The sequence below is a fragment of the Vibrio sp. J2-4 genome (genome assembly GCF_021728155.1).
Lineage (GTDB): Bacteria > Pseudomonadota > Gammaproteobacteria > Enterobacterales > Vibrionaceae > Vibrio > Vibrio diabolicus.
This window is the reverse complement of record NZ_JAKKCN010000001.1, coordinates 53,019-78,481: the sequence shown is the minus strand read 5'-3', so window position 1 is coordinate 78,481 and position 25,463 is coordinate 53,019. Positions and strand designations below refer to the sequence as shown.

The window sequence follows — 25,463 nt, the reverse complement described above, 5'->3', positions numbered from 1 at the left end:
ATCAGCCCTATTTATTTAGATTGAATTGCTATAACAAGCTAGTATTTTTAAATGATTTAGGAATACATGGACGCGGGTTCAGTTCCTTTTTAAGCAGGAAATTGATGTAACATTTGATGCAACACCAAATTGGTAACATCGATATAAGCCACTGAATTTACGAAGATTGAGAAATCTTTTCAACTCCCGCCAGCTCCACCAAACGTTTGGAAAAGGCCACCTTCGGGTGGCCTTTTTTGTATCTGCTATCCGTACTTATGTTGCAACAGTACACGATCTACTTTTACGATGTTACTTTCTATTAGTGCACGGCTTCTTTTATAGCTTATAGAAAAATAAGCAGACGATCTCTAATAATCAACACTTCCAACTTTATAAATATTTTATTCATTAGTAATTTTATGCAGATAATTAAATCTCTTAAAAAATAAAAATGCGAAGCCATTTAGCTTCGCATTTTTATTGGGTTTAACATGGTTAACAATATTAGAAGCGATATTCCACACCTAGCGATGCTTGGTTAAAATCAGTTTTTGTGCTTGCACCATTCGCGACGTTCTCTGCATTCAGTTCTACGTCGTACCACATATATTCTGCGTTAACTAAGAAGTTATCAGTAACTTTAAAACCAACACCGGCACCAGCGAATACACCTTCGTCATCTTTGTTGCCTTGGAAGCCCGCAACGTTGTAATCCGTCGAGTACCACATTTGACCGCCTTTTGCGTAAAGATCGACACGATCAGCAATAGGGGCTGTAACTTTTAGTGCTGCGGTGTAACCGTCCGTTTCGGCATTTGCTAAGTTATTACCATAGCTACCAAAATCAATGTAACCGCCCTCTAACGCTAAGTAAGGGTTAAAACGGTAACCAACCAAACCTTGAATAGCATCACTGTCATCATCAAAGTCATCTTGTCCATCAACTTTTAAGTAACCATAATTGGCGCCGACATAAACACCATGATCTTTGGAGTCCGCTGCGTGAGATAAAGTACTAAACGTTGCTAAAGAAAAAAGGCCAATCAAAGTAACAACATTGCTTTTCATTTCGTTCTCCTAATATAAGTGCCATTGAAAGTTCGAATTATACAAAGCAAATGCAATGCCAATTTTAATTTAATGAGAAACATTTTCTACCTTATAAAAAATTGACATTATTTTAAAATTAAAACAACAAAACCAAAAGTTATATCGTTTTATTTACCTTGAAAAAACAATATTAGATTTCTGTAAATACTAATGATGTAAAACATTCTATTTTATTTGTAGTTTTTTCAAAAGATAGGGAGAATCAATAAATAAACCCTAATCATCAATTATTTACATACCCATTATATTTAGGATTCTTAATTTTTGGTCTGGGTTCTTTATGAACGAGTAAGGAAGGTAATCACACATCGGCTTTTTCTCTCTTTGCTTCAATAGGTAAATCTCCTACTCTGTGAAGAGGCTATCTCCATGGGACTGAAGTATGTTAAAAGGCAGTGAGTACCCGTCTATCCGAGCATTAAGGACGTTTGTCGCGGTTGCAAATTACCTCAGCTTCTCTAAAGCGGCGGATGCCCTATGCATTACACAAAGCGCAGTAAGCAAACAAGTCGCCGCGCTTGAACAACTAGTGGGTTTACCTTTAATACAACGAGGCTCGAATGGTATTGAGTTAACTGAGGAAGGAAAACGCTACCTACCGCAAGTCACAGAAGCACTAGAACTTATTCAGAATGCAACCGCTAACTTAATCCAATCAGATTCAAAGCAAGAATTGCTCACCGTGGATGTTACTCCTTCTTTCGCTAGCCTTTGGTTGGTACCTCATATTGATGACTTCCACCAGCGACATCCCAATATCCGTGTAAGAATCTGTACCGGAGATGGGTACGTCAAAGGTTCAAGCGGTGAAAGCGACTTGCATATTCGTTGTCTTCCATTGTCCACGCATTATGAATACAGCCACTTACTATGTGAAGAAATACTACTATTGGTCGGTTGTACTAACACTCCTGCACTCAAGAATGTGCACGCTGTTAGCGACTATCCGTTGATAACTCAAATCACTCGTCCTCAGTTGTGGGAGCAATTTAAGGCTGCACATGCAGTAGAATCAACCGTTACCTATCACTCTGTAGGCTTTGAACATTTTTACCTAGCTTACGAAACCGTCAAAATGGGAAAAGGACTCGCCTTACTTCCTGATTTTATGGCGCAGAATTCCATTTTAAGAGGGGATATCCAACGTATTCTCAACCTGTCTTTACAGAGTGGTTATGGTTATTACGTGATGATCCCGAATTATCGCCTATCGGCTAAGAAAGTGGCGGCGTTTTACGAATGGTTGAAGAGCAAACTAAGCTAATATTGTTTTCTTGAAATGCTTTTGGTAACCCAAAACAACTCAAAGACTTCAGTATCTGTCTGCTCCAAATTGTGGCATTCTCATTAACACTGTTTCAAAAGGATAAATGGATTGAAAGATATGGACAGCAATTCGCCCAAACTCTCATTACGTACCATTGAGCCAACGGATTACCCTGAGCTTGCAGAACTAATGGACTTAGTGTTTCCTGATGTTGGCGGCTCATGGCCACGGCTGACGATTATGGATCTCATTCATCAGTTTCCTGATGGCCAAATCTGTATTGAAGATAACGGCAAAATAGTCGGTGCAGCATTAACCATTAAAGTGGACTACAACCGCTTTTCTCTTCCTCACCTGTATACCGACATCATTACCGAAAACAACGTCATACAGAATCAAGTAACCGGTGATGCAATGTATGGTCTCGATGTATTTGTCCACCCGGACTATCGAGGGCTACGTTTGGGTCGACGTTTGTATGATGCGCGTAAAGAGCTTTGCCGTAGTAAGAACTTCAAAGCAATTTTAGCCGGTGGTCGCATTCCTAATTACCACCAATACGCAGATGAACTGAGCGTTGCAGAGTACATCGACAAAGTAAAACGCCGTGAGCTTCATGACCCTATTTTGTCTTTTCAGCTTGCTAACGACTTCGATGTAAAACGTATCATGCGCGGCTACTTGCCAGAGGATAGCGCTTCTAAAGGTTACGCGACACTGCTGGAGTGGGATAACTTTTTCTACGAAGAGGATATTCAATCCGTACACGATGTAGAAAAAACGCTGATTCGGATTGGTGTCGTACAGTGGCAAATGCGCGCGATGAATGACCTGGAGGATTTGCTCGATCAGGCTGAGTTCTTCATCTCTTCTCTTGCGAACTATAAAGCCGATTTCGCCCTATTCCCCGAGTTCTTTAACGCACCGCTGATGGGCTTGCAAAACGACAAAAATTCCGTTGAGGCAATCCGCTTTTTGGCTAGCTTTACGGAAGAGATCAAAAACCGTTTCTCGCAGATGGCGGTCACCTACAACATCAACATTATTGCAGGCAGTATGCCCGTTATCGAAGATGGCAAACTGTATAATGTGGCCTACTTGCTGCAACGAGATGGTGAAATTAACGCTCAATATAAAATCCACATCACGCCTCATGAACAAAGAGACTGGGTGATCGACGGTGGTGACAATGTTCAAGTGTTCGAAACCGATGCGGGCAAAGTCGGCATACTTATTTGTTATGACAGCGAATTCCCTGAATTGGGAAGAATGTTAGCAGAACAAGGCGCACAAATTGTATTCGTTCCTTTCTGGACGGACACAAAAAATGGCTACCAACGAGTACGAATTTGTTCCCAATCGCGAGCCATTGAAAACGAATGCTATGTTGCAATTGGTGGTAGTGTCGGTAACTTACCTCGTGTTGATAACGTGGACATCCAGTACGCACAATCTGCCGTATTCTCACCGTCGGATATCTACTTCCCGCACGATGCGACCTTGACAGAAGCAAGCGCCAACACCGAAATGATGATCTTCGCCGATGTTGATTTGACTAAGTTGAAGCAACTGAATACCGAGGGTTCAGTAACCAACTTACGTCACCGACGTCTTGATTTGTATGGCGCATTTACTAAAGCTAAAGAGTCATAAAGGTGTGCCTTATTCGTCGCCACACGGGAGCGTGGCGGCGAATAAAACAAGCAGCAGATTGATTCCGCACAATAATCAGAGGCATGTCAGTTTTTCTCAGCGGTGAGAAACAAGAATTGACCCAGTAGGACATTCGGAGTATCACTCCAACTTCGTTCCGCTTTTATTAGGGGAAAGCTTTTGGAACACATTAACGAACTTCTCATGTCAATGAAGCCTTTGCTCGAGCAATACGGCTACTTGGCGCTGATTGTCAGTATATTTCTAGAAGGGATAGGTGTACCGATGCCTGGTCAATCGCTGATGATCGCGGCATCTTTGCTCTCTTCAGAACAAGTCATGAACCTAAGTATGGTTATGATGGTATCGTGGCTAAGCTGCTTTTTTGGGAATACCTGTGGTTACCTAATCGGGTATTACTTTGAAGGCTGGTTGGATAAAAAAGGCTATATCTCTGGCCCGAAGATGCAAACACTTCAACTGACTATCCAGAAATACGGCCCTACGTGCTTGGTCGTCAGCCGCTTTATTGAAGGAATGAAGCAATTTATGCCTCTTGCATGCGGTATCGCGAAAATGCCACGTAGAGAGTTTTTGCTCGGTAACGCCCTCGCGGCGACGGTTTGGGTATTGGTATTTAGCTTGTTAACTCACTTTGCATTTGAACATTTAAGCGTGTTGAGCAACCTGTACACCGAATACAAATATCTGGTATGGGCATTTGCTGCTGTCTTATTTACGTGGATGATTTTAGGTATTGTTAAACGCAAAAAAGCCAAATCAATGCAATAACAACAGTCTCTTCATTAGCGCATAACTAAAGCTCGTGGTATCAGTGAGATACGTAATACGAGCTTTTATCTTTTTCTTTACGTGCAAAATTTAAACAGCCATTTAGACGTCTAGACGTTGACAATGCGTAAATGTGATATTAGTCTGCTCTTCTCTCTTATTATTAACATTGTCGTTTACATGTCCGGTTCCCAACAAACAACTAAAACAGTTGCACCTTCTGCGGTCGCACTGATCCCATTGATTGTATTCCTTGCGCTGTTTATTGGCGTAGGCACTTACTTATCTTTGCAAGGCGTTGAATTTGCCTTCTACCAGCTGCCTGCACCCATCGCGGTATTACCAGCCATCATCATTGCGTTTCTTTTAAGTAAAGAGAAACTTAACCGCTCAATCGAACACTTCATGCGTGGTGTTGGCCACCCAGACATCATCGCAATGTGTATGATCTATCTGCTTGCTGGTGCTTTTGCTGCGGTAGCAAAAGCCTCTGGCGGTGTTGATGCAACGGTGAACCTTGGTTTATCCGCAATTCCAACCAACATGATTTTGCCGGGCATTTTTCTGATTTCTGCTTTTATCGCAACAGCGATGGGCACTTCGATGGGTACTATCGCAGCCGTTGCCCCCGTAGCGTTGGGGATTGCTGAATCAGCAGGAATGAGCTTACCGTTAACCGCAGGCGTTGTGCTGAGCGGCGCTATGTTTGGTGATAACCTTTCTATCATCTCTGACACCACCATCGCGGCGACACGCTCTCAAGGTTGTGAGATGAAAGACAAGTTTAAAGAGAACATTCGTATTGCTTTGCCTGCGGCGTTGATCGCGATTGCAGTGTTCGCTTTCAACAGTACAGCGACTCAAGTGCCTGCAACTGGCGATATTGAGTGGCTAAAAGTCTTGCCGTACATCACTATTTTGATCCTAGCGGTATCCGGTGTGAATGTGTTTGTGGTTCTTTCGATTGGTATCCTTTTGGCTGGCGGCGTGAGCTTGGCATCGATTGACAATTACGGACTGACTAATCTAGCCCAAGACGTTTATAAAGGCTTTGGTAACATGCAAGAGATCTTCTTGTTGTCCATGCTAATTGGTGGTTTGAGTGAACTGATGCGTCGTCAAGGCGGTCTTGCTTTCCTAACCAATTTCGTTAGCAGCCTTATCCACGCGTTTGGCTCTAGCCACTCTAAGCATGCCAACAGCCGCGCGAGCGAGCTAGGTATCGCAGGCTTAGTGTCGATGGTCAATGGCTGTACGGCAAACAACACCGTAGCCATCATTGTATCGGGCAGCGTTGCTCGCCAACTGGCGGAAGAGAATAATGTCTCTCCTCGCCGCTCAGCAAGCTTGTTAGACATTTTCTCATGCGTGGTGCAAGGCGTGTTGCCTTACGGCGCTCAAGTGTTGCTGCTAGGTTCCGTATTCAACCTATCGCCACTTGAAGTAGTTGCTAATTCTTACTACTGTTTTGCATTAGCGATAGCGGCTGTTGTCGCGGTATTTATCAAACATCCCGCGCGTCAACCTGTAGTGCAAACCGAAAACTAACGACAAATACCGAAAAGGCTCCGATGGAGCCTTTTTACTTTCCTTTCTTCTTTATTTTTCTTTCCGCGAGCAGATTTACTTCAAAGCTGAACGCAAACTTTGCGCACTGTGTAAAGGAATCGCAAAGCGATGCGCCACATCGCGTAGAGCTTCCACCTGAGCCACATTACTGATTGCTAACTCGCCTGTCACATCGAAGTGGTTGTTCTCAAAACCAACTCTCACATCTAATCCAAGTAACATCGCACTCGCTAAACAATCTTGCTCTCGCGCGCCAAAAGCACAAATGGCACATCGAATTTCTTCCTCGACAAAACGCGCCAAATTCAAGCCTCGTAAATCCCATGGCGAAGACTGTTGAGCTTGGTGATAACGCCCTAACACCACTAATGCATGCTGATGCGTTTTAGGTAACACACCCGCATCACGCAGTTGGAAATAACGTTCAATGTCGGTTGCATCGTAGAGAATAATTTGGCTCACGATGTTGTTTTCAGCCACCCAATGGAAAAAGGCATGCCCTTCTTTCTCACTTGCTCGATCGGGGATTAACTCCCTCAATGCGAAAGAAGCCGCTTCTGGTTTCACAGCTTTAACTAACGCCATCTGTTGTGGCGGAAAATACAAGCCCACCGCCTCTGTGGTGAGCTGCACCATCATGGTCTCTCCTACGGCTTCTTTCACGGCATGGTAAATTGCCATATTGTCGTCGATGTCTAATGAATGACGTCCGTTAGCGCCCCTAGCATGCAAATGGATCATGGCAGCCCCTGCCGTTTGACAAGCGATAGCCTCTGCAATCAGTTCGTCTGTTGTCATGGGTAAGTTGGCGTGATCATGCTTGGTTTTTCTTGCGCCGTTTGGAGCCACGATAATAGCGATAGGTTCTCGCAAATATTGGTTTGCTACTTCCATGTCTCCGCCACCTCTTTTAACGTCAGTGAGAGTTTGCCGACTAGTTCATCAATATGATGAGACTGAATAATGAATGGCGGTGCGAGCAAAATATGGTGCCCATTAACGCCATCAATCGTTCCGCCCATTGGGTAGCACATTAAGCCATTTTCCATTGCTCGCTGTTTGATGCGTTTGTCTGCCAATGTGGCTTTACTCAGAGGCGACTTGCTTTCTTTATCCGCCACCAGCTCAATGCCAAAAAACAAGCCTTTACCACGAATGTCGCCAATGTACGGTAAATGGGCTAATGCAGAAGTAAGCTCTTTACGCAGCAAAACACTTTGCCGATTCACCGCCGTTAATAAGTCATCTTGGAAGATGGTTTCAATGGTTGCCACTGCAGCAGCGCACGCCACAGGGTGCGCCATAAAAGTATGACCGTGTTGGAAAAAACCGCTTCCATCAGCAATAGCTTGATAGACTCGATCATTCGCAACCACCGCGCCAATCGGTTGATAACCCGCACCAAGCCCTTTAGCCATGCAAACCAGATCGGGCTCTGCCTCTTCTTGCTCAAACGCAAAAAAACTGCCACTGCGCCCAACGCCACACATGACTTCATCCAAGATCAATAACACATCGTATTGGTCGCATATTTCGCGAATACGTTTAAAGTAACCTTGAGTCGCAGGTACAGCTCCAGCGGTGGCTCCCACAATAGGCTCGGCGACAAAAGCCATTACATTCTCAGCCCCCAACTCAAGAATTTTTGCCTCAAGTTCATTCGCCGTTCGTAATGAGTAATCCAATTCCGACTCATGAGTCTGCTGATACCGATAAGCATAGCAAGGGGCAATGTGATGGCTCGGATGCAAGATGGGTTTGAACGGTTCACGTCGCCATTCATTACCACCGACCGCCAGAGCTCCCAACGTATTGCCGTGATAACTTTGCTGACGCGCGATGAATTGCTTCTTCTCTGGCTTACCTGATTCCACAAAATGCTGCCGCGCCATTTTTAGTGCCGACTCCACCGCTTCTGACCCGCCACTGACTAAATACACATGGTTGAACTGCTCAGGCATGTACTGACAAATCAATTCCGCTAGTCGCTCACCGCTGTCACTAGTAAAAAATCCAGTATGAGCAAACGGCACTCGATCGAGCTGTTCCAACATGGCTTTTTTAACGGCTTGATGACTGTGGCCAAGGTTTGATACCGCAGCGCCGCCACATGCATCGAGATACTGTTTCCCTTGTTTATCGAATAGATAAACACCCTCACCTTTATCGATGATTGGCAGCGTGGCATGGCAATGACGGTGAAATACGTAAGACATTTGAGTCCCTTCCAATGTATAAGATTTGCACACATCATCAGGAACAAACCCAAACGTGACAAGGGAATAAATTTCACCCTCTATGAGCTTTTGGAATACCACAAACCAAAAGAACCAAAGCCTTTGATATTTAAATAATAAAATAAAAACAGGCCAGCTTCTTTAAAGGCTGGCCTATGGGTAACCAAAAGCTAAAAACAGAATCGTTTACGCGTTTAGTGCCTGTTCTAAATCGGCTAGAATATCGTCAATATGCTCAATCCCTACAGATAAACGAATCATCTCTGGTGACACACCAGCTTGTTTTTGTTCTGCTTCGCTCAACTGACGATGAGTCGTCGATGCTGGATGGCAAGCCAATGATTTTGCATCGCCAATGTTCACCAAACGCTTAAAGATTTTCAGAGCGTCATAAAAGCGCACACCTGCGTCATAGCCGTCTTTTAAACCAAACGACAAAATCGCAGAAGGCTTACCTTTCATGTATTTTTCGGCGAGATGGAAGTGATCAGAACTTGGCAATCCGGCATAACTCACCCAACTGACTTTGTCATTCTGTTCCAAGAACTCAGCCACTTTGAGAGTGTTCTCGGTATGGCGCCCCATACGCAGCGGTAACGTTTCTAGCCCTTGCATAAGCATAAATGCATTCATCGGTGATAATGCCGATCCGGTATTACGCAATGGTACGGTACGCGCACGCCCGATAAATGCCGCCTCACCAAACGCTTCGGTATACACCACGCCGTGGTAAGAAGGTTCTGGTTGGTTGAAAACGGGAAAGCGGTCTTTGTGCTGCGCCCAAGGGAATTTACCGGAATCCACAATCACGCCACCCAATGTGGTGCCATGCCCACCAACGTACTTAGTGAGGGAGTGAACGACGATATCCGCACCGAACTCGATGGGTTTGCACAGCACTGGCGTCGCGACGGTGTTATCCACAATCACAGGTACGCCTTGTGCGTGAGCAAGCTCCGCTACGCGTTCTAAATCAATGATATTACCGGCTGGGTTACCAATGCTCTCGCAGTACACCGCTTTGGTATTTTCATCAATTAACTCGGCCAAGCTTTCTGGCTTGTCATCTTTAGCAAACTTCACCTGAATACCTTGATTTGGCAGCATGTGCGCAAACAAGGTGTAAGTACCGCCATAAAGTTGCGGCGTAGAAACGATGTTATCGCCCGCTTGTGCTAACGTCAGAATCGCATAGTTAATCGCTGCACTCCCCGCGCTCACGACCAACCCTGCAATGCCACCTTCTAACGCCGCCATGCGTTTTTCCAGAACATCGTTAGTCGGATTCATTATGCGAGTGTAGATATTCCCCGGTACTTCCAAGTTAAACAGATCAGCGCCGTGCTGCGCGTTATCAAACTCGTACGCGACCGTTTGATAAATCGGTGTCGCGACAGATTTAGTGGTAGGGTCAGTTTCGTAACCAAAATGGATGGATAGCGTTTCGTCTTTCATGTTCTTCCTTGAGCGTCATCGAAATAAATCGTGGACTTATCATGCCGACTTTTTAACCACAGAACCTCGTTATGGGTCACATTGCCCAAGTCCAGAAACGTTTATGAAATGGGAAAAGGTAACATTTTTGATATTCATCGATAGGTATAACTTGCGCTTGATTGAAAGTCTTTAATCTTGTTGATAATCCTCCTTCAATATGAACTAAAGTGAATTTGACCTATTGAGTTCTCAAACTCATTGAGATGGGGGCAATAGGCAAAAACCTTACTCTGTATGGAGATGACCGATGAACAAAAACTGGATCCCCATTGCCCTATCTGGGCTTGCTTTAACGGGGTGTTTTTCTGAAGAAGCGAAAGAAGCCGTCGCCGAGCCGCTAAAAGTAACCGCCGCAGACAAAATTTATTATGGTGGCGATATCCTAACCATGGCTAGCGATAAGCCAGAGTACGCCGAAGCCGTCGCGACATTAGGCGAGAAAATCATTTATGTCGGCAGCAAAGATGGAGCGATGGAACACAAGTTCGGTAAAACACAGTTGGTCGACTTAAAAGGCAAAACTATGTTGCCTGGCTTTGTTGATCCGCACAGTCATGTGTATGGTGTTGGTCTGCAAGCCATGGTCGCAAACGTGCTGCCATCTCCTGATGGCGAAGCCGATACCGTAGCGAAAATCATCGAAACTCTAAAAAATGCCGAGAACAATAATACGCAACGCCTATTCATTGAGAAAACGGGTTGGATTTTAGGTTTTGGTTACGACGACGCCCAACTGGATTACTACCCTACCAAAGCGGATCTCGATAAAGTCAGTACAGATAAGCCTGTATTGATCATCCACACTTCGGGGCATTTGAGTGTCGCGAACAGTAAAGCGTTAGAGCTCGCAGGCATCACATCAGAATCGGAAGATCCAAAAGGTGGCCTTATCCGCCGAATGGAAAACAGCCAAGAACCAAATGGTGTTCTAGAAGAAAACGCGCACTTTGCAATGCTGTTCAACCTCAATAAGTTGATTGATTCTGAGCTTCAAGATCGCATGTTAGAAGCCTCGCAAGGTATGTACGCGAAATATGGCTATACCACGGCTCAAGAAGGACGAGCAACATCAGAAGGTTATGAAGCGATGAAACGCGCGTCGAAAAACGACAAACTGATGATCGACTTGGTTGCGTACGCCGATATGGTATCGAGCAGTGATTTTATGGACTCGGAATACAACACGCCAGAGTACACCAACCATTTCCGCATCGGTGGCGTAAAGCTGAACTTTGATGGCTCTCCACAAGGTAAAACGGCATGGCTAAGTCAGCCTTACTTCCACCCACCACATGGACAAGATAAAGACTACGCTGGCTACCCAACTTTCGAAGATCAACAAGCTTACGATTACGTAGAAACAGCCTTTAAAAATGAATGGCAAGTGCTGACGCATGCCAATGGTGACGCGGCGATCGAGCAATTTATCAACGCAGTGACCAAAGCAAATGAAAAGCTAGGAAAGCAAGACCGCCGACCTGTACTCATTCACGGCCAAACCATGCGCCAAGACCAAGTAGATCGCTTAGCGGCGCAAGGCATCTTCCCTTCCTTGTTCCCAATGCATACTTTCTATTGGGGTGACTGGCATGTGGACTCGGTACTCGGCCATCCTCGTGCTGATTTCATTTCACCAACTCAAGCGGTGAGAAAGGCGGGGTTAAAATTCAGTACACACCATGACGCACCTGTGGCGCTGCCAAGTTCATTCCGAGTATTAGATGCGACCGTCAATCGCACCACCAGAACCGATAAAGTACTGGGGCCAGATCAGCGCGTTGACACGTATACCGCACTGCAAGCCATGACGATTTGGCCGGCTTACCAACACTTTGAGGAGTCGTATAAAGGTTCTATCGAGGTGGGTAAGAATGCGGATTTAATCATCCTCGATAACAACCCGATGAAGATTGAACCTAAGGCGCTAAAAGATCTCAACGTGGAAGAAACCATCAGCAGAGGTGAATCGGTTTATCAACGACAGTAATCCAAAATAAAACACCGCCGTTATCGAGGCGGTGTTTTCTATCTGACTCACCAGGCACTTTATCTATTTGCTCGCCACTTGCTGTAATAACCAAGTACGAAACTTGTTTGTGGACTGGCTTCGTGTGTTCATGATCAAGTAGTACCCTGCATTGGCTGGAACCGGCTGAAAGGGAGAAACTAAACGATCTGTTGTCAATTCATCCTCAATCAGTGCCATTCGTGCCATCGCAATCCCAACTCCTGCTTCCGCCGCAGACATCGCCATATCCGTTCGATTAAAAAAGTGTCCAACATCGGTTGTAAAGTCTAATCCCATTGCTGACGCCCAATATAGCCACTCATAGTCACGCGTCGCTTTTTCCCATGGCATCGCATCGTGTAGTAGCGTCGCCTCCTGCCATTGCTTCACTGACATTAAGGATTCTTGTTCATAGAAAGGCGCTTTTAGCCAACCATGATCCTCAAGGTACTTCGGACTCATTACGGGCAGCAGTTGCTCATCCAAAATCAACTCCGCATTAGCATTTCGGTAAGGATGAAGACCATAGTCTATCGCGACGTCATAGTCTTTTATCTCACTATTCACTAACGCACCTTCCGCGAAGATTTGCACTTGGATATCCGGGTTCTCGTGATGAAAACTTTCCAGCTTTGGGACTAACCATTTAAAAGCAAAAGAAGGCGTTAATTTTAAGCGAATCTCATTGGTGTGCTTTTCTACTTTGAGCTCATCAAGCAGTTTGCTCAGCTCGGAAAAGTGAAACTGCGTCGCTTGGTGTAACTGAGTGCCTTTAGCGGTTAAACGAATACCGCGGGAATGGCGTTCAAATAAAATAAAACCTAATAACGCTTCCAAATGAATAATTTGTTGGCTCACGGCTCCCGTAGTGAGGTGCAAAAACTTAGCCGCGCCAGTAAAGCTGCTGTGTTCCGCGACTTGGCCAAACAGACACAAGCCACTTATTAAATTACTTCTCATCCTTGAGCCTATAGTTTTTCTAAACGCTGTATGTAATTTATATCGATTGTTAACAAAAGGTAAAGAAAAGAAACTAACCACTCAGATAAATGTGTGGAGTACATCAATGGAAGTCATCGTATTAGGCAGCGGCGTCATCGGCTTAACCTCTGCTTGGTATTTATCTCAAGCAGGCTATCAAGTTACTGTTATTGACCGTCAACCAAGCAGTGCAATGGAAACAAGTTTCGCCAATGCTGGGCAGATCTCGTACGGCTATTCTTCGCCTTGGGCTGCGCCTGGTGTTCCTGTTAAAGCCATAAAGTGGTTAATGGAAGAGCATGCTCCACTCAAAATCAAACCAACCCTCAATGCCGATATGATCAGTTGGGCAAGTAAGATGGTGGCCAACTGCACCCTGTCTCGCTACCAAGTCAACAAAGCTCGCATGCTTTCGATAGCTAACCACAGTCGTATGTGTCTGGAACAATTACGTCAAGAACATGCCATTGAATATCAAGGTCGCCAGTTCGGCACCTTGCAAGTATTTCGAACGCCTCAACAGCTGCAAGCCATTGAAAAGGATATGCAGCTTCTAGAGCAAAGCGGGACTCGGTTTGAGTTGATGGACGTAGAACGCTGCATTGAACAAGAACCTGGACTGGATCTTGTGAAAGATAAGCTGGTTGGTGGCTTGCACCTGCCAGATGACGAAACAGGCGATTGCTATCAGTTTTGCCAACAACTAACAGAGCTCGCTAAGGCCCATGGCGTGAGGTTCGAGTTCGACACCGAAGTAAGCAATTGGGTTACAGTAGGCAAAAAGATCATGGGTGTCCAAACAAACCGAGGACAGTTTAAAGCGGACCAATATGTGGTTGCCTCTGGCAGCTATTCTACAGCGCTACTCAAGCAAATCGACATTGAGATTCCTGTCTATCCAGTAAAAGGCTATTCGCTCACCATCCCAATGGAAGATGAGCACTTCTCTCCTCGATCTACTGTGATGGATGAAACCTATAAAGTCGCCATGACTCGGTTTGATGACAGAATTCGCGTAGCGGGCACCGCAGAATTAGCAGGGTTTGATGCCTCCCTTCCGCAAAAACGAAAAAATACCATCGAAATGGTCATCCGTGATCTTTTCCCTCGCTGCGGCGACTTTAACCAAGCCGAGTTTTGGAGTGGCTTTAGACCAATGACGCCTGATGGCACACCGATTATCGGCGCGACCAAATACGATAACCTTTTTACTAACACTGGACACGGTACTCTGGGTTGGACTATGGCTTGTGGTTCTGGTCAATTACTAGCGAGCATTATGGCTGGTGAAAAAGCGAAAGTGATGGATGACACAGAGCTTAACCTTTGCCGTTATGCATAAGGACATATCTGCATAAAAAACAAACAGGCCTTTACTCCACAAAATGCATAGTATTTGGCATTTTTAACTCATCAAATGTGCAGCACATTTTAATGACAATGTGCTGCATATTTAATCATCAGACAAATCTTCTACCTCAAAGGAGCAAATAAGCAACAAGAACTAAATTTTAACAATCACTCTCCATTCTGTGTTCACCATCACGCTACAAAGGATTTATAGCCAAAAAAGTTAACAATTGCATTACATAAAGGGTAATGTATTGTGTGAAAAACAACCACAAACACAACTAACAGGGAAAATACTCATGCAGTCATTAGTTGATTTTCTGAATGGAATTATTTGGAGCCCGGTACTGATCTATTTGTGCCTTGGTGCAGGTTTGTTCTATTCAATCATGACGCGTTTTGTACAAATTCGTCACTTCTTTGAGATGTGGCGCTTATTACTTTCAGGGAAGAGTTCAACAAAAGGGATATCATCATTTCAGGCACTTGCCGTTTCACTATCTGGCCGTGTAGGTACAGGTAACATTGCTGGTGTTGCTGCCGCTATCGGTTTCGGTGGCCCAGGCGCCGTATTCTGGATGTGGGTCGTTGCCTTCTTTGGCGCTGCAACCGCATACGCAGAGTCGACACTTGCGCAAATCTATAAAGAAGAAGACGAAGGTGAATTCCGTGGTGGTCCTGCTTACTACATTGAAAAAGCAATGGGACAAAAATGGTACGCTTGGATCTTCGCTATCGCGACCATCTTTGCATGTGGTGTTCTACTTCCTGGCGTTCAATCGAACAGCATCGGTAACGCAGTAGAAGCAGCATTTGGCTCAGGTGACATGATTGAAACCGCTATTGGTACCTTCAGTTTTGCTAAAATTTTCACTGGTACGGTTGTCTGTGTCATTCTGGCCTTCATCATCTTCGGTGGCGTAAAACGTATTGCGAACTTTACCCAAATCGTTGTGCCATTTATGGCGCTGGCTTACATCATCACTGCATTTGTCATCATCCTTCTAAACATTGGTGAGGTTCCACGCATTTTCGGCATGATCATTGGTGACGCGTTCACACCAATGGCAGGTGTTGGTGCGGCAATCGGTTGGGGTGTAAAACGTGGCGTTTACTCCAACGAAGCAGGTCAAGGTACTGGTCCTCACGCTGCAGCTGCAGCGAGTGTTGATCACCCAGCTCAGCAAGGTCTTGTTCAATCTTTCTCTATTTACATCGATACACTACTTGTGTGTTCAGCAACCGCGTTTATGATTCTTATCACTGGCGCGTACAACGTAAATGGTGCAGTTGAAGGTACGTTCCTAATTCAAAACCTACCGGCTGATATTGGTGCGAATGGTCCTGTATTTACGCAAATGGCGATCGAAAGTGCTCTACCTGGTGTGGGTAAGCCATTCATCGCAATCGCACTCTTCTTCTTTGCGTTTACGACCATTCTAGCTTATTACTACATTGCAGAAACGAACATTGCTTACATTCGTCGTACATTCAAAGTAAATGGGCTGATGTTTATTCTGAAAGTCATCATTATTTCATCCGTGTTCTACGGAACCGTGAAAACCGCCAACTTAGCCTGGGCGATGGGTGATGTAGGTGTAGGTCTAATGGCATGGCTTAACATCGTCGGTATTTTGATCATCTTCTTTATGTCGAAACCAGCTCTCAAAGCATTGAACGATTACGAAGAACAACAAAAACGTGGTGTGACCGACTTTACATTCAACCCTGTAGCGCTAGGCATTAAAGGCGCAGATTACTGGGAAGATAAGTACAAGCGTAAAACGGGTAAGGCACCAACGGCAGACAACAGTACTACAGAAACTGTAGAACAACCATCAACATAGCCTTAACGCATAAACAAGAAAAAGCAGTGGTCCGTTTAAGGGCATAAAAAAGGGGATTAACCATTGGTTAATCCCCTTTTCTGCATTATGTGTAAAGGATTAAGCAGCGACAGCTTCAACTTTACGAGCGATTTTTGCTTTACCTACAGGTAGAACTTCACGACCAAATTCGTTGTTTAGTACCTGCGCCATTGCGAAGTAAATTGCACTTGCGCCACAGAAGATACCTTCGAAGCCAGCGATAGCACCGATCACTTCGCTACCAGTGAAATCACGAGCAGCAAGCAAGAAGAACAGGATAGTTAGAGAACCAAATACCACTTGCTTCGCTGTTGGGTAGCATAGAGAACCAATGAACATGAAACCAGTGAAGATGCCCCAAAGCGCTAGGTACCAACCCATAAAGCTTGCAGGGCTTGCAGGAAGACCCATGTGAGGCATTACGATTAGACCAACCAATGTTAGCCAAAATAGACCGTAAGAAGTAAACGCAGTTGTGCCGAACGTGTCACCGCGTTTAAAGCACATGATGCCAACGATTACTTGGCTAAGGCCACCGTAAAAGATGCCCATCGCTAGAATCATAGAGTCAATTGGGAAAAATCCTGCATTATGAATATTAAGCAGAATAGTGGTCATACCGAAACCCATTAGACCTAGCGGTGCTGGGTTAGCCAGTTTTGTCGACATGTACAAATACCTTTTTTCAAAAATGTTGATAAAAAATGCGCGCGAATTTTAATGGGCGCCAGAACAAAAGAGAAAAACTGTTATTGAAAACTTAGATTCCATAAATAAGCAACCGCTCAAATAAAAAAAGACCCCGCTAAAAAGCAGAGTCTTTATAGATGGTTAGACTATTTTTCAATCAACTACAGGCAAGAGATCTCGTCCCAGAACCAGTTACTTTGCGTTGGGCTTTCCCACACACCTGGACCATTTTTCGCAACAAAACATTTGTTTTGGTACGTCACTTTATCGCCGTTAGCGACTTGCGTTACGCCCGGCTCCCACTGAATAAAATTACCTGTCACTGGTGGTTCTGGCTCGGTTACTGGTGGCTCAGGTTCTGTGACGGGCGGTTCTGGCTCAGTCACCGGCGGTTCAGGTTCCGTTGTTGGCGGCTCTGTCGGAGTGCCTGAGACCAACTTCCACGGGTCACCTTGCGTGGGTTCATTACCTTGTGACCACCATTTCGCTTCATAAACAGCACCTTGGTAAGAGACTTGATCACCTGTGTTATACACTTTACCTGCATCCCAAGCCGCCACGCCACCTACAGGTGGATCGACCGGATCAACAGGGTCTAGTTTTTCAACCACACGAACTTCTGGCCACCCCGCATGAGATTGGTAAAAGTTAGTTACACACTTCTCATAATCACCCGCAACTAGCGCAGAGTAAGCAGTTTGGAAACCAACCAGCTCACATTCAAATGAGTGACCTCCCGGACGATCTGAGTAGTATTTCCAGTTACCATCCCAGTTGGTGTAAAGCACGTCTGTCGCACCATTTAGGTTCAGACTGCCGTAAGGCGTCTGCTGCCAACAAGTGTTTGTTTCATCAGCTTCAATTGGAATTTGATAATGGGCGGCAAGACCTTCCCAATAACGAATACGGTTAACAGGTTGACCTTTATCCTTGTTTTGCTCACCACACTCAATACCACCATTGATCACGTTGATGGTGGTACCAAAGCCGTAACCAATGCCAGCATCAAGCTCACGCTGTGAAGGCACCCAAGTACGGTCAATCACATGCAGCATTGCAGGTTTCGGTGCTTGTGGAGTTAGGAAGAACCAGATAGCCGATGCCAAGTTCAGCCATGAATCCGCAACCAAGCCTGGATTTTTTAGCAATACAGATGCATCACCATCAAACATCACTTCAGAGAACGCGCCATAGTTAAAATGGTAAGAAAGCTGTTTAGCACCACGTCCAAAGTAACCTTGTCCTGGTTCACATGGCCAACGCTTATTTTGCCAGTCATTCTGACCACAACCTGTCGTGTAACCTTCTTGACCTTCTGACCAGCCCATTTCACGCACATGAACCAAAGCTTGCTGCCACTCTTCCAATCCAAGAGGGTTATCCGATACGTTATCAATCGAAATATGACCACCAGTTTCCTGCGCAAAGTGAGCAAAGGCAGTCACGATCGATTTTTTACAAATCGCATCCGAATCTCGACCATCCGTGTACTCACCACAGAATGCTGGGAACTTACCAATTGCACGTAGGAAACGCGTGTAAGTGTATTCAGGTGCCGCCATTTGAGTCAGGAAGTCCCACTCACTTTCAGGGAACACACGCTCTACACGCTTCACGTTTTCTGGATTGGTTGCCGCTCCAGGAACAATCGCCTCCACCACTGAGTTCGGGCGCGTCTCTAATGCTTGTGACCAAATGGCATACATAGGGTCAGAGGTTTTGCTTTGCTCTACGGCTTGAACGTCACCACGAGCAATGACATAACCGTTTGGATTCTGCGGATCGGGCTGGATATTCATACTCGCATTCGCTTGTGCAGCTAGGACACAACTCAATGCAAGAGGAAGATGTTTGAGTGCAAACATGTCTAGTCTCCGGATTTTAACAATACAATATACAAGGAATAACTAGACATATAGTGGATCATATATACAAAACGCCGAGCTAAGTGCGTTGATTCTGCGAGACAAAATGAATAAATAAGTCCTCGCACACATTTTGTCACAAGAAAAATGTTACCTTGACTCAAAAGAAAAGCGGAGACCCAATGAGCCTCCGCTTTATGATATTTCTATCTTTATTGTTCTGCCGAAACCACGTCTAGCTGCGCGGTTGATTTTTGTTTAGACAACACAAAATAAACCACACACTGGGCAACAATGGCGGCAAGCACAATCACTGGCGAGGCGTTGATTCCAGCTAAAAGGAAACACCCTAATGCAATCATTCCATTGAGTAATGCGTAAGGCAACTGTGTACGGAAGTGCTCATACTGCTCACACCCTGCCCCTGTCGACGACAAAATCGTCGTTTCAGAGATTGGAGAACAGTGGTCGCCAAACAGACCACCAGATAACACCGCACCAATACAAACCAACAAAGGAGCGTCAATCGCAACAGCGGTTGGGATCACTAATGGCATCATGATGGCGAACGTTCCCCACGACGATCCCGTCGCGAACGAGATAATACCAGCAAGCAAAAAGGCAACCGCTGGCAATAGCCAATAAGGGAAACCCGCTTGAGCTTGTTCAGCAATGTATGCTGCCGCGCCCAGCTCTTTCCCAACAGAGCTAAGCGCCCAAGCCAATACCAAGATAACCGCAACCGACATCATGTTTGACATGCCTTTCAGGTAGACTTGGATACCATCGGAAAGCTTTCTGACGCCATAAAACGCCATCAGCGCAATTAAAGTGAAGGCGGCGAAGAAGTATGCAGAAGACAGCGCAGCCCTAAACGTTGAGCCCGCCACTTTTTGAAAAGGAAAACCGTGTGGTACGAGGATGGTACATAGGACCACCAGCATAACGAGCAAAGGCGCCCAGACAAAACTGGATTTTGCATTTTTATGCGTAAATACATTCATCGATTCCTGAACTTTTCCAAAGTCGGAACCTTGTTCAGCTAACCGTTCGGCCTTCGCCATCGGGCCGAAGTCCAACTTGAAGAAAGAGACAATCGGTACAATCGCAATCGCTAGAAAGGCGTAAAACTGGTACGGAATGGCACCAATGAAAGCATCCCAATCACTCATCGTGACATTTAGAGCCGTAAACTCCTTTTGAATCAAACCCATGATGTAAACGCCCCACCCGATAAAAGGGATCAAGATTGCGACGGGAGAGGATGTGGAATCGATAATAAAAGCTAATTTTTGGCGTGATACTTTTAACTTATCAAATAAAGGGCGAAAAACAGGACCAACAATCAACGGTGTACCAAGGTCTGAGAAGAAAATAACAACACCACCGAACCATGCGGACAGTTGAGCTTGGCACTTACTCGCCACCCATTGAGTGACCTTTTTAGCAAACGCTACACCACCGCCAGATTTCTCCATCAAGGCAACAAAGCCACCAATAAAGACCAAGAGCAAAATGACGCCCGCATTGTAGCTGTCAGTTAATTGCGGCAGTAGATAGCTTTTCATCAACGCACTAAACGAGTCTAGTGGCCCTTGTTCGACAAATGTCCCTTCGAGCATAGCGACACCACTCACCACACCAGCGAATAAACCAACAACGACATTTCTCGTCGTCAGCGCGAGGAAAAGAGTAATAAGGATGGGAATTAGAGAGGTAACTTCAGCCTGTTCCATAGCAATACCATTTATAATATTTAAACAATTAAAATGAATATATATCTAATTTTTCCGCATGTATATATCTCCTATAAAAAAGTTGAGTCCCCTATTCAAAAATTTGAAGCACAAAAAAACCAGCCCGGAGGCTGGTTCTTATAAACTCAACAGTCTAGAGGAAAATTATTCCCACTCGATTGTCGCTGGTGGCTTACCAGAAATGTCGTAAACAACACGAGAAATGCCATCAATTTCGTTGATAATACGGTTAGAAACCTTACCTAGGAAATCGTACGGCAGGTGTGCCCAATGCGCTGTCATAAAGTCGATAGTTTCTACCGCACGTAGCGATACAACCCAGTCGTATTTACGGCCATCGCCCATTACACCTACAGAGCGAACTGGTAGGAATACCGTGAACGCTTGAGATACTTTGTCATATAGGTCTGCAGCGTGAAGCTCTTCAATGAAGATAGCATCAGCACGACGTAGCAAGTCACAGTATTCTTTCTTGATTTCACCAAGAACACGAACACCTAGACCTGGACCTGGGAATGGGTGGCGGTAAAGCATGTTATAAGGCAGGCCTAGCTCTAGACCAATCTTACGTACTTCATCTTTGAACAGCTCACGTAGTGGCTCAACAAGACCCATTTCCATGTCATCTGGAAGACCGCCCACGTTATGGTGTGATTTGATCACGTGCGCTTTACCAGTCTTAGATGCCGCAGACTCGATTACGTCTGGGTAGATGGTGCCTTGCGCTAGCCATTTTGCATTTTTCAGCTTTTTCGACTCTTCATCGAATACATCTACGAATACGTGGCCGATTGTCTTACGCTTCTCTTCAGGATCAGACTTGCCTTTCAGTGCTTCAAGGAAACGATCTTCTGCATCAACTTTGATGATGTTTAGACCGAACTTATCGCCAAACATATCCATCACTTGTTGGCCTTCGTTTAAACGAAGTAGACCGTTATCGACAAATACACACGTTAACTTGTCGCCAATTGCGCGGTGCACCAGCATCGCAACAACAGATGAATCCACACCACCAGATAGACCTAGGATAACTTCGTCGTCACCCACTTGCTCTTTAATGCGAGCAACCGCGTCTTCGATGATAGATTCCGATGTCCATAGACGCTCACAGCCACATACGCCAAGAACAAAGTTCTCAAGCATTTGTAGGCCACCTTTTGTGTGTGTCACTTCTGGGTGGAACTGAACGCCGTAGTATTTCTTCTCTTCGTTCGCCATCGCAGCATAAGGACAAGTGTCTGTCTCACCAACTTTTACGAAATCGGCTGGGATCTCTACTACTTTGTCGCCGTGGCTCATCCAAACGTCTTGAGTTGCTTCAAGATCTTTAAATAAGGCACATTCACCAGAAACTTTAACCTGAGCGTAGCCAAACTCACGTTCGTTAGAGCCTGCTACTTTGCCACCTAGTTGTTCCGCCATAGTTTGCATGCCGTAACATACACCAAGTAAAGGAACACCAGAATCAAACACATATTGAGGCGCGCGTGGAGAGTTCTCTTCCGTTACGCTTTCTGGACCGCCAGATAGGATAATGCCATCTGGGTTGAATTCGCGAATATCCGCTTCTTCTACATCCCAGCTCCATAGTTCACAGTAAACGCCGATTTCACGTACGCGGCGTGCTACTAATTGAGTGTACTGAGAACCGAAGTCCAAGATCAGAATACGTTGGTCATGGATATTTTTAGTCATTTTGAGCAGTCTTTTTAAGGCTAAGTGATTAAAACCGAGGCGAGTGTACTCGCCTCTTCTTAATGCTTCAAGGAAAAAGCAAACGTTTCCGTTAGGTAATTAGTTCCCTAGACGGTAGTTCGGTGCTTCCTTAGTAATTTGAACATCGTGTACATGAGACTCTTGCATACCAGCACCAGAGATACGTACAAATTCAGCTTTCGTACGCATATCTTCGATAGTTGCAGAACCAGTTAGACCCATGCTTGAACGTAGACCACCCATTTGTTGGTGTACGATCTCTTTTAGACGGCCTTTGTATGCGATACGGCCTTCAATGCCTTCTGGTACTAGCTTGTCCGCTGCGTTGTCAGACTGGAAGTAACGGTCAGAAGAACCTTGAGACATTGCACCAAGAGAACCCATGCCACGGTAAGACTTGTAAGAACGTCCGTTGTATAGAATCACTTCACCCGGCGCTTCTTCAGTACCTGCAAACATAGAACCAACCATCACACATGATGCGCCCGCTACGATTGCTTTACAGATATCACCAGAGAAACGGATACCACCGTCAGCGATAACTGGAATACCATAATCATTAGCCACTTCTGCCGCATCTGCGATTGCAGTGATTTGTGGAACCCCCACACCCGTTACAATACGAGTTGTACAGATAGAACCAGGGCCGATACCAACTTTCACTGCGCTTACGCCAGCTTCGATTAGTGCTTTAGCACCAGCACCTGTTGCTACGTTACCACCGATGATGTCTAGATCTGGGTAAGCTGCACGTGTTTCACGAATGCGGCTTAGAACACCTTCAGAATGACCGTGTGAAGAGTCGATAAGTAGAACGTCAACGCCAGCTTCAACTAGTGCAGCAACTCGCTCTTCGTTACCAGCACCAGCACCAACTGCTGCGCCAACACGTAGGCGACCACGCTCATCTTTACATGCGTTTGGTTTACGTTCTGCTTTGTGGAAGTCTTTCGCAGTAATCATACCGGTTAGTTGGAACTCATCATTCACAACCAATACTTTCTCTACGCGAGCTTCGTGCATTTTCTCTTGCACTTCTTCTCGTGTTGCACCTTCTTTAACTGCTGCCAACTTCTCTTTTGGCGTCATTACTGAAGATACTTTCTTAGAAAGGTCCGTCACAAAACGAACGTCACGACCAGTGATAATACCAACAAGCTCATTGCTCTCAGTGACAACAGGGAAACCTGCAAAACCATGCTTTTCAGTTAGTGCAACAACATCAGCGATGGTCGCGTCAGGGTTTACTGTAACCGCGTCAGTCACCATACCAGCTTCGAACTTCTTAACTTTACGAACTTCGGCTGCCTGCTGCTCAATAGACATGTTCTTGTGGATAAAGCCAATGCCACCCTCTTGCGCTAGCGCGATCGCTAGACGAGCTTCAGTAACAGTGTCCATAGACGCTGAAATCATTGGGATGTTTAGGGTGATGTTCTTAGTTAGCTGAGTGCGAAGATCAGCTGTGTTTGGGAGAACGGTGGAGTGTGCTGGCACAAGTAGTACGTCATCGAATGTCAGCGCTTCTTTGGCAATTCTTAGCATTTGCAATATCTCACAATTAGAGGAGTAAAAAGAACAATCCAATCTCATCGTTTCGCATAATGAGGGTAACCTGTGTTAGCAACAAGCTACATTTGGATTAGATATTGCGGAGGGATTATACGGTTAACGCAATCGCTTGACCACAAATTTTTTAATTTTTTTCTTGCAATTACCCCCTTGCTATGTATTATATTGCCGCTAATTTCCATACTCACGTCTAAGAGATTAGCTGTGCTCTCCAAGACCAATCAAAACATCTTTACTGTTTCTCGTCTCAACGCAGAAGTTCGTTTACTCCTTGAAAACGAAATGGGGATCGTTTGGCTCGTCGGAGAGATATCCAACTTTTCAGCTCCAGTCTCTGGTCACTGGTACCTCACTCTTAAAGACTCTCGCGCTCAAGTTAAATGTGCCATGTTTCGTGGTAACAATCGCCGCGTTACTTTCAAGCCCGCTAACGGTAATCAAGTCCTAGTAAAAGCTCGTCTTTCTCTTTATGAGCCTCGCGGTGACTACCAATTGATCATCGAAAGCATGCAGCCGGAAGGTGATGGCCGTCTTCAGCAAGAGTTTGAAGAGCTGAAAATGAAGCTTGCCGCAGAAGGGTTGTTCGCTCAAACCAATAAGCAACCTTTGCCTGAGCACCCTAAACGTGTTGGCATCATCACATCGAAAACTGGTGCCGCGCTTTACGATATCTTAGACGTATTGAAACGTCGTGATCCTTCCCTACCCGTTGTGATTTATCCGACAGTAGTACAAGGTGAGGACGCAGCCATTCAAATAGCACAAGCCATTGGTCGCGCTAACAGCCGTGATGAATGTGATGTGCTAATTGTGGGCCGAGGTGGTGGTTCATTAGAAGACTTGTGGTGCTTTAACAACGAGATATTAGCTCGCACGATTGCAGCAAGCCAAATTCCTATTATTAGCGCCGTTGGACATGAAGTCGACGTGACAATAGCTGATTTTGTCGCCGACGTACGCGCGCCTACTCCATCAGCAGCCGCTGAGCTAGTAAGCCGTGATAACAACCACAAAGATCAAGCTTTAGTTACCCGCCAGCATAAGTTAGCGAGCGCGATGCGTTACTACCTAGCACAACAAAAGCAGCAATCTGCGCAATTAGTGCACCGTCTAGAGAGACAGCACCCAAGCTATCGCTTGCAAAGTCAGACGCAACAGTTAGATGAGTTGGACATGCGCTTACAGCGAGCGATGAGTCGTTTTATTGCCTTGCGTCAACAGCGAATCGAGCGTCAACATTATCGGCTGCAATTAAATTCTCCTGTAACACGCCTTGCCGAGCAGAAGTCGAAGCTAGAACGTGTTGAGCAAAAGCTCATGGATGCAATGGATCGCAAGTTACTGACTATGCGCCATCAACTCGCGATTGCTGCAGAGAAGTTAGACACCGTCAGCCCGCTAGCGACATTGAAACGAGGTTACTCAATTACTCAAACTGAGCAAGGTAAAGTGATTACTCAATCTTCAGATGTAAAATCGGGAGATGTATTGATTACTCGATTAGCCGAAGGCGACGTTCGTTCTACCGTTAACTGAATACAAACTC

Annotated in this window: 18 protein-coding genes; 8 read left to right on the top strand and 10 right to left on the bottom strand. The window is 45.4% G+C overall.

Translation table 11 applies throughout. The features are described 5' to 3' along the window. Window positions 1–486: 486 nt before the first annotated feature. Window positions 487–1,050, bottom strand: coding sequence for a porin family protein (locus tag L3V32_RS00345; protein WP_012842100.1), 564 nt, complete (start codon window positions 1,048–1,050; stop codon window positions 487–489). Window positions 1,051–1,474: 424 nt separating this feature from the next. On the opposite strand from L3V32_RS00345, the gene L3V32_RS00340 reads away from it, so the two are divergent. The 4 genes from L3V32_RS00340 (at window position 1,475) to L3V32_RS00325 (ending at window position 6,352) form a co-directional block, all read left to right on the top strand. Further along, entirely contained in the window at window positions 1,475–2,356 is an 882-nt protein-coding gene (locus L3V32_RS00340) for a LysR family transcriptional regulator (RefSeq protein WP_237283631.1), read from the top strand. 120 nt (window positions 2,357–2,476) lie between these two features. Then, a complete protein-coding gene (locus L3V32_RS00335) occupies window positions 2,477–4,012 on the top strand; it encodes a bifunctional GNAT family N-acetyltransferase/carbon-nitrogen hydrolase family protein (RefSeq protein ID WP_005391488.1) in 1,536 nt (511 codons plus the stop codon). Window positions 4,013–4,216: 204 nt separating this feature from the next. After that, a complete protein-coding gene (locus L3V32_RS00330) occupies window positions 4,217–4,804 on the top strand; it encodes a DedA family protein (RefSeq protein WP_191907348.1) in 588 nt (195 codons plus the stop codon). A gap of 180 nt (window positions 4,805–4,984) precedes the next feature. Beyond that, complete coding sequence (locus tag L3V32_RS00325) at window positions 4,985–6,352, top strand: Na+/H+ antiporter NhaC family protein (protein WP_237283934.1); 1,368 nt, start codon at window positions 4,985–4,987, stop codon at window positions 6,350–6,352. Between the two features lie 75 nt (window positions 6,353–6,427). Here the strand turns inward: L3V32_RS00325 and L3V32_RS00320 are convergent, their stop codons facing one another. From L3V32_RS00320 to L3V32_RS00310, 3 genes are all read right to left on the bottom strand, one after another. After that, window positions 6,428–7,267 carry a 3-keto-5-aminohexanoate cleavage protein gene (locus L3V32_RS00320; RefSeq protein ID WP_237283630.1) on the bottom strand — a complete coding sequence of 280 codons (840 nt, stop codon included), beginning with the start codon at window positions 7,265–7,267 and terminating at the stop codon, window positions 6,428–6,430. Then, on the bottom strand, window positions 7,258–8,589 hold the full coding sequence (locus tag L3V32_RS00315; RefSeq protein WP_237283629.1) for an aspartate aminotransferase family protein: 1,332 nt from the start codon (window positions 8,587–8,589) through the stop codon (window positions 7,258–7,260). Before L3V32_RS00315 ends, L3V32_RS00320 begins: the two co-directional genes overlap by 10 nt. 207 nt (window positions 8,590–8,796) lie before the next feature. Beyond that, window positions 8,797–10,065 carry an O-acetylhomoserine aminocarboxypropyltransferase/cysteine synthase family protein gene (locus L3V32_RS00310; protein WP_237283628.1) on the bottom strand — a complete coding sequence of 423 codons (1,269 nt, stop codon included), beginning with the start codon at window positions 10,063–10,065 and terminating at the stop codon, window positions 8,797–8,799. Window positions 10,066–10,354: 289 nt separating this feature from the next. On the opposite strand from L3V32_RS00310, the gene L3V32_RS00305 reads away from it, so the two are divergent. After that, window positions 10,355–12,094: an amidohydrolase gene (locus tag L3V32_RS00305; protein ID WP_237283627.1), complete on the top strand. Its 1,740-nt coding sequence runs from the start codon at window positions 10,355–10,357 to the stop codon at window positions 12,092–12,094. A 63-nt stretch (window positions 12,095–12,157) separates the two neighbouring features. Here the strand turns inward: L3V32_RS00305 and L3V32_RS00300 are convergent, their stop codons facing one another. Continuing rightward, window positions 12,158–13,075, bottom strand: coding sequence for a LysR substrate-binding domain-containing protein (locus L3V32_RS00300; protein ID WP_237283626.1), 918 nt, complete (start codon window positions 13,073–13,075; stop codon window positions 12,158–12,160). 106 nt (window positions 13,076–13,181) lie between these two features. On the opposite strand from L3V32_RS00300, the gene L3V32_RS00295 reads away from it, so the two are divergent. Then, window positions 13,182–14,438: a D-amino acid dehydrogenase gene (locus tag L3V32_RS00295; protein ID WP_048626052.1), complete on the top strand. Its 1,257-nt coding sequence runs from the start codon at window positions 13,182–13,184 to the stop codon at window positions 14,436–14,438. Between the two features lie 307 nt (window positions 14,439–14,745). After that, the gene (locus tag L3V32_RS00290; protein WP_012842106.1) at window positions 14,746–16,293 is read left to right on the top strand and encodes a sodium:alanine symporter family protein; all 1,548 of its coding nucleotides are present in this window, start codon (window positions 14,746–14,748) and stop codon (window positions 16,291–16,293) included. A 99-nt stretch (window positions 16,294–16,392) separates the two neighbouring features. On the opposite strand, the gene L3V32_RS00285 is transcribed toward L3V32_RS00290, so the two are convergent. The 5 genes from L3V32_RS00285 to guaB form a co-directional block, all read right to left on the bottom strand. Next, window positions 16,393–16,983: a GPR1/FUN34/YaaH family transporter gene (locus L3V32_RS00285; RefSeq protein ID WP_005391518.1), complete on the bottom strand. Its 591-nt coding sequence runs from the start codon at window positions 16,981–16,983 to the stop codon at window positions 16,393–16,395. Between the two features lie 182 nt (window positions 16,984–17,165). After that, window positions 17,166–18,869, bottom strand: a complete 1,704-nt coding sequence (locus L3V32_RS00280; RefSeq protein ID WP_170903107.1) for a chitinase — start codon at window positions 18,867–18,869, stop codon at window positions 17,166–17,168. A gap of 212 nt (window positions 18,870–19,081) precedes the next feature. Further along, window positions 19,082–20,605 carry a Na+/H+ antiporter NhaC family protein gene (locus L3V32_RS00275; protein WP_237283625.1) on the bottom strand — a complete coding sequence of 508 codons (1,524 nt, stop codon included), beginning with the start codon at window positions 20,603–20,605 and terminating at the stop codon, window positions 19,082–19,084. A 165-nt stretch (window positions 20,606–20,770) separates the two neighbouring features. Further along, window positions 20,771–22,324, bottom strand: coding sequence for a glutamine-hydrolyzing GMP synthase (guaA, locus tag L3V32_RS00270; protein ID WP_237283624.1), 1,554 nt, complete (start codon window positions 22,322–22,324; stop codon window positions 20,771–20,773). 99 nt (window positions 22,325–22,423) lie between these two features. Continuing rightward, window positions 22,424–23,890, bottom strand: coding sequence for an IMP dehydrogenase (gene guaB, locus L3V32_RS00265; RefSeq protein WP_005391524.1), 1,467 nt, complete (start codon window positions 23,888–23,890; stop codon window positions 22,424–22,426). A gap of 231 nt (window positions 23,891–24,121) precedes the next feature. Here guaB and xseA point away from each other — a divergent pair, with 231 nt between their 5' ends. Then, entirely contained in the window at window positions 24,122–25,453 is a 1,332-nt protein-coding gene (xseA, locus tag L3V32_RS00260; RefSeq protein ID WP_237283623.1) for an exodeoxyribonuclease VII large subunit, read from the top strand. Window positions 25,454–25,463: the final 10 nt, after the last annotated feature.

Coding starts and splice junctions, on each gene's coding strand:
- L3V32_RS00320 (WP_237283630.1), bottom strand. CDS start 7,267: ATGGAAGTAGCAAACCAATATTTGCGAGAACCTATCGCTATTATCGTG.
- L3V32_RS00290 (WP_012842106.1), top strand. CDS start 14,746: ATGCAGTCATTAGTTGATTTTCTGAATGGAATTATTTGGAGCCCGGTA.
- L3V32_RS00280 (WP_170903107.1), bottom strand. CDS start 18,869: ATGTTTGCACTCAAACATCTTCCTCTTGCATTGAGTTGTGTCCTAGCT.
- guaA (WP_237283624.1), bottom strand. CDS start 22,324: ATGACTAAAAATATCCATGACCAACGTATTCTGATCTTGGACTTCGGT.
- L3V32_RS00300 (WP_237283626.1), bottom strand. CDS start 13,075: ATGAGAAGTAATTTAATAAGTGGCTTGTGTCTGTTTGGCCAAGTCGCG.
- guaB (WP_005391524.1), bottom strand. CDS start 23,890: ATGCTAAGAATTGCCAAAGAAGCGCTGACATTCGATGACGTACTACTT.
- L3V32_RS00310 (WP_237283628.1), bottom strand. CDS start 10,065: ATGAAAGACGAAACGCTATCCATCCATTTTGGTTACGAAACTGACCCT.
- L3V32_RS00305 (WP_237283627.1), top strand. CDS start 10,355: ATGAACAAAAACTGGATCCCCATTGCCCTATCTGGGCTTGCTTTAACG.
- L3V32_RS00315 (WP_237283629.1), bottom strand. CDS start 8,589: ATGTCTTACGTATTTCACCGTCATTGCCATGCCACGCTGCCAATCATC.
- L3V32_RS00275 (WP_237283625.1), bottom strand. CDS start 20,605: ATGGAACAGGCTGAAGTTACCTCTCTAATTCCCATCCTTATTACTCTT.
- L3V32_RS00345 (WP_012842100.1), bottom strand. CDS start 1,050: ATGAAAAGCAATGTTGTTACTTTGATTGGCCTTTTTTCTTTAGCAACG.
- L3V32_RS00295 (WP_048626052.1), top strand. CDS start 13,182: ATGGAAGTCATCGTATTAGGCAGCGGCGTCATCGGCTTAACCTCTGCT.
- L3V32_RS00340 (WP_237283631.1), top strand. CDS start 1,475: ATGTTAAAAGGCAGTGAGTACCCGTCTATCCGAGCATTAAGGACGTTT.
- L3V32_RS00285 (WP_005391518.1), bottom strand. CDS start 16,983: ATGTCGACAAAACTGGCTAACCCAGCACCGCTAGGTCTAATGGGTTTC.
- L3V32_RS00330 (WP_191907348.1), top strand. CDS start 4,217: ATGTCAATGAAGCCTTTGCTCGAGCAATACGGCTACTTGGCGCTGATT.
- L3V32_RS00335 (WP_005391488.1), top strand. CDS start 2,477: ATGGACAGCAATTCGCCCAAACTCTCATTACGTACCATTGAGCCAACG.
- L3V32_RS00325 (WP_237283934.1), top strand. CDS start 4,985: ATGTCCGGTTCCCAACAAACAACTAAAACAGTTGCACCTTCTGCGGTC.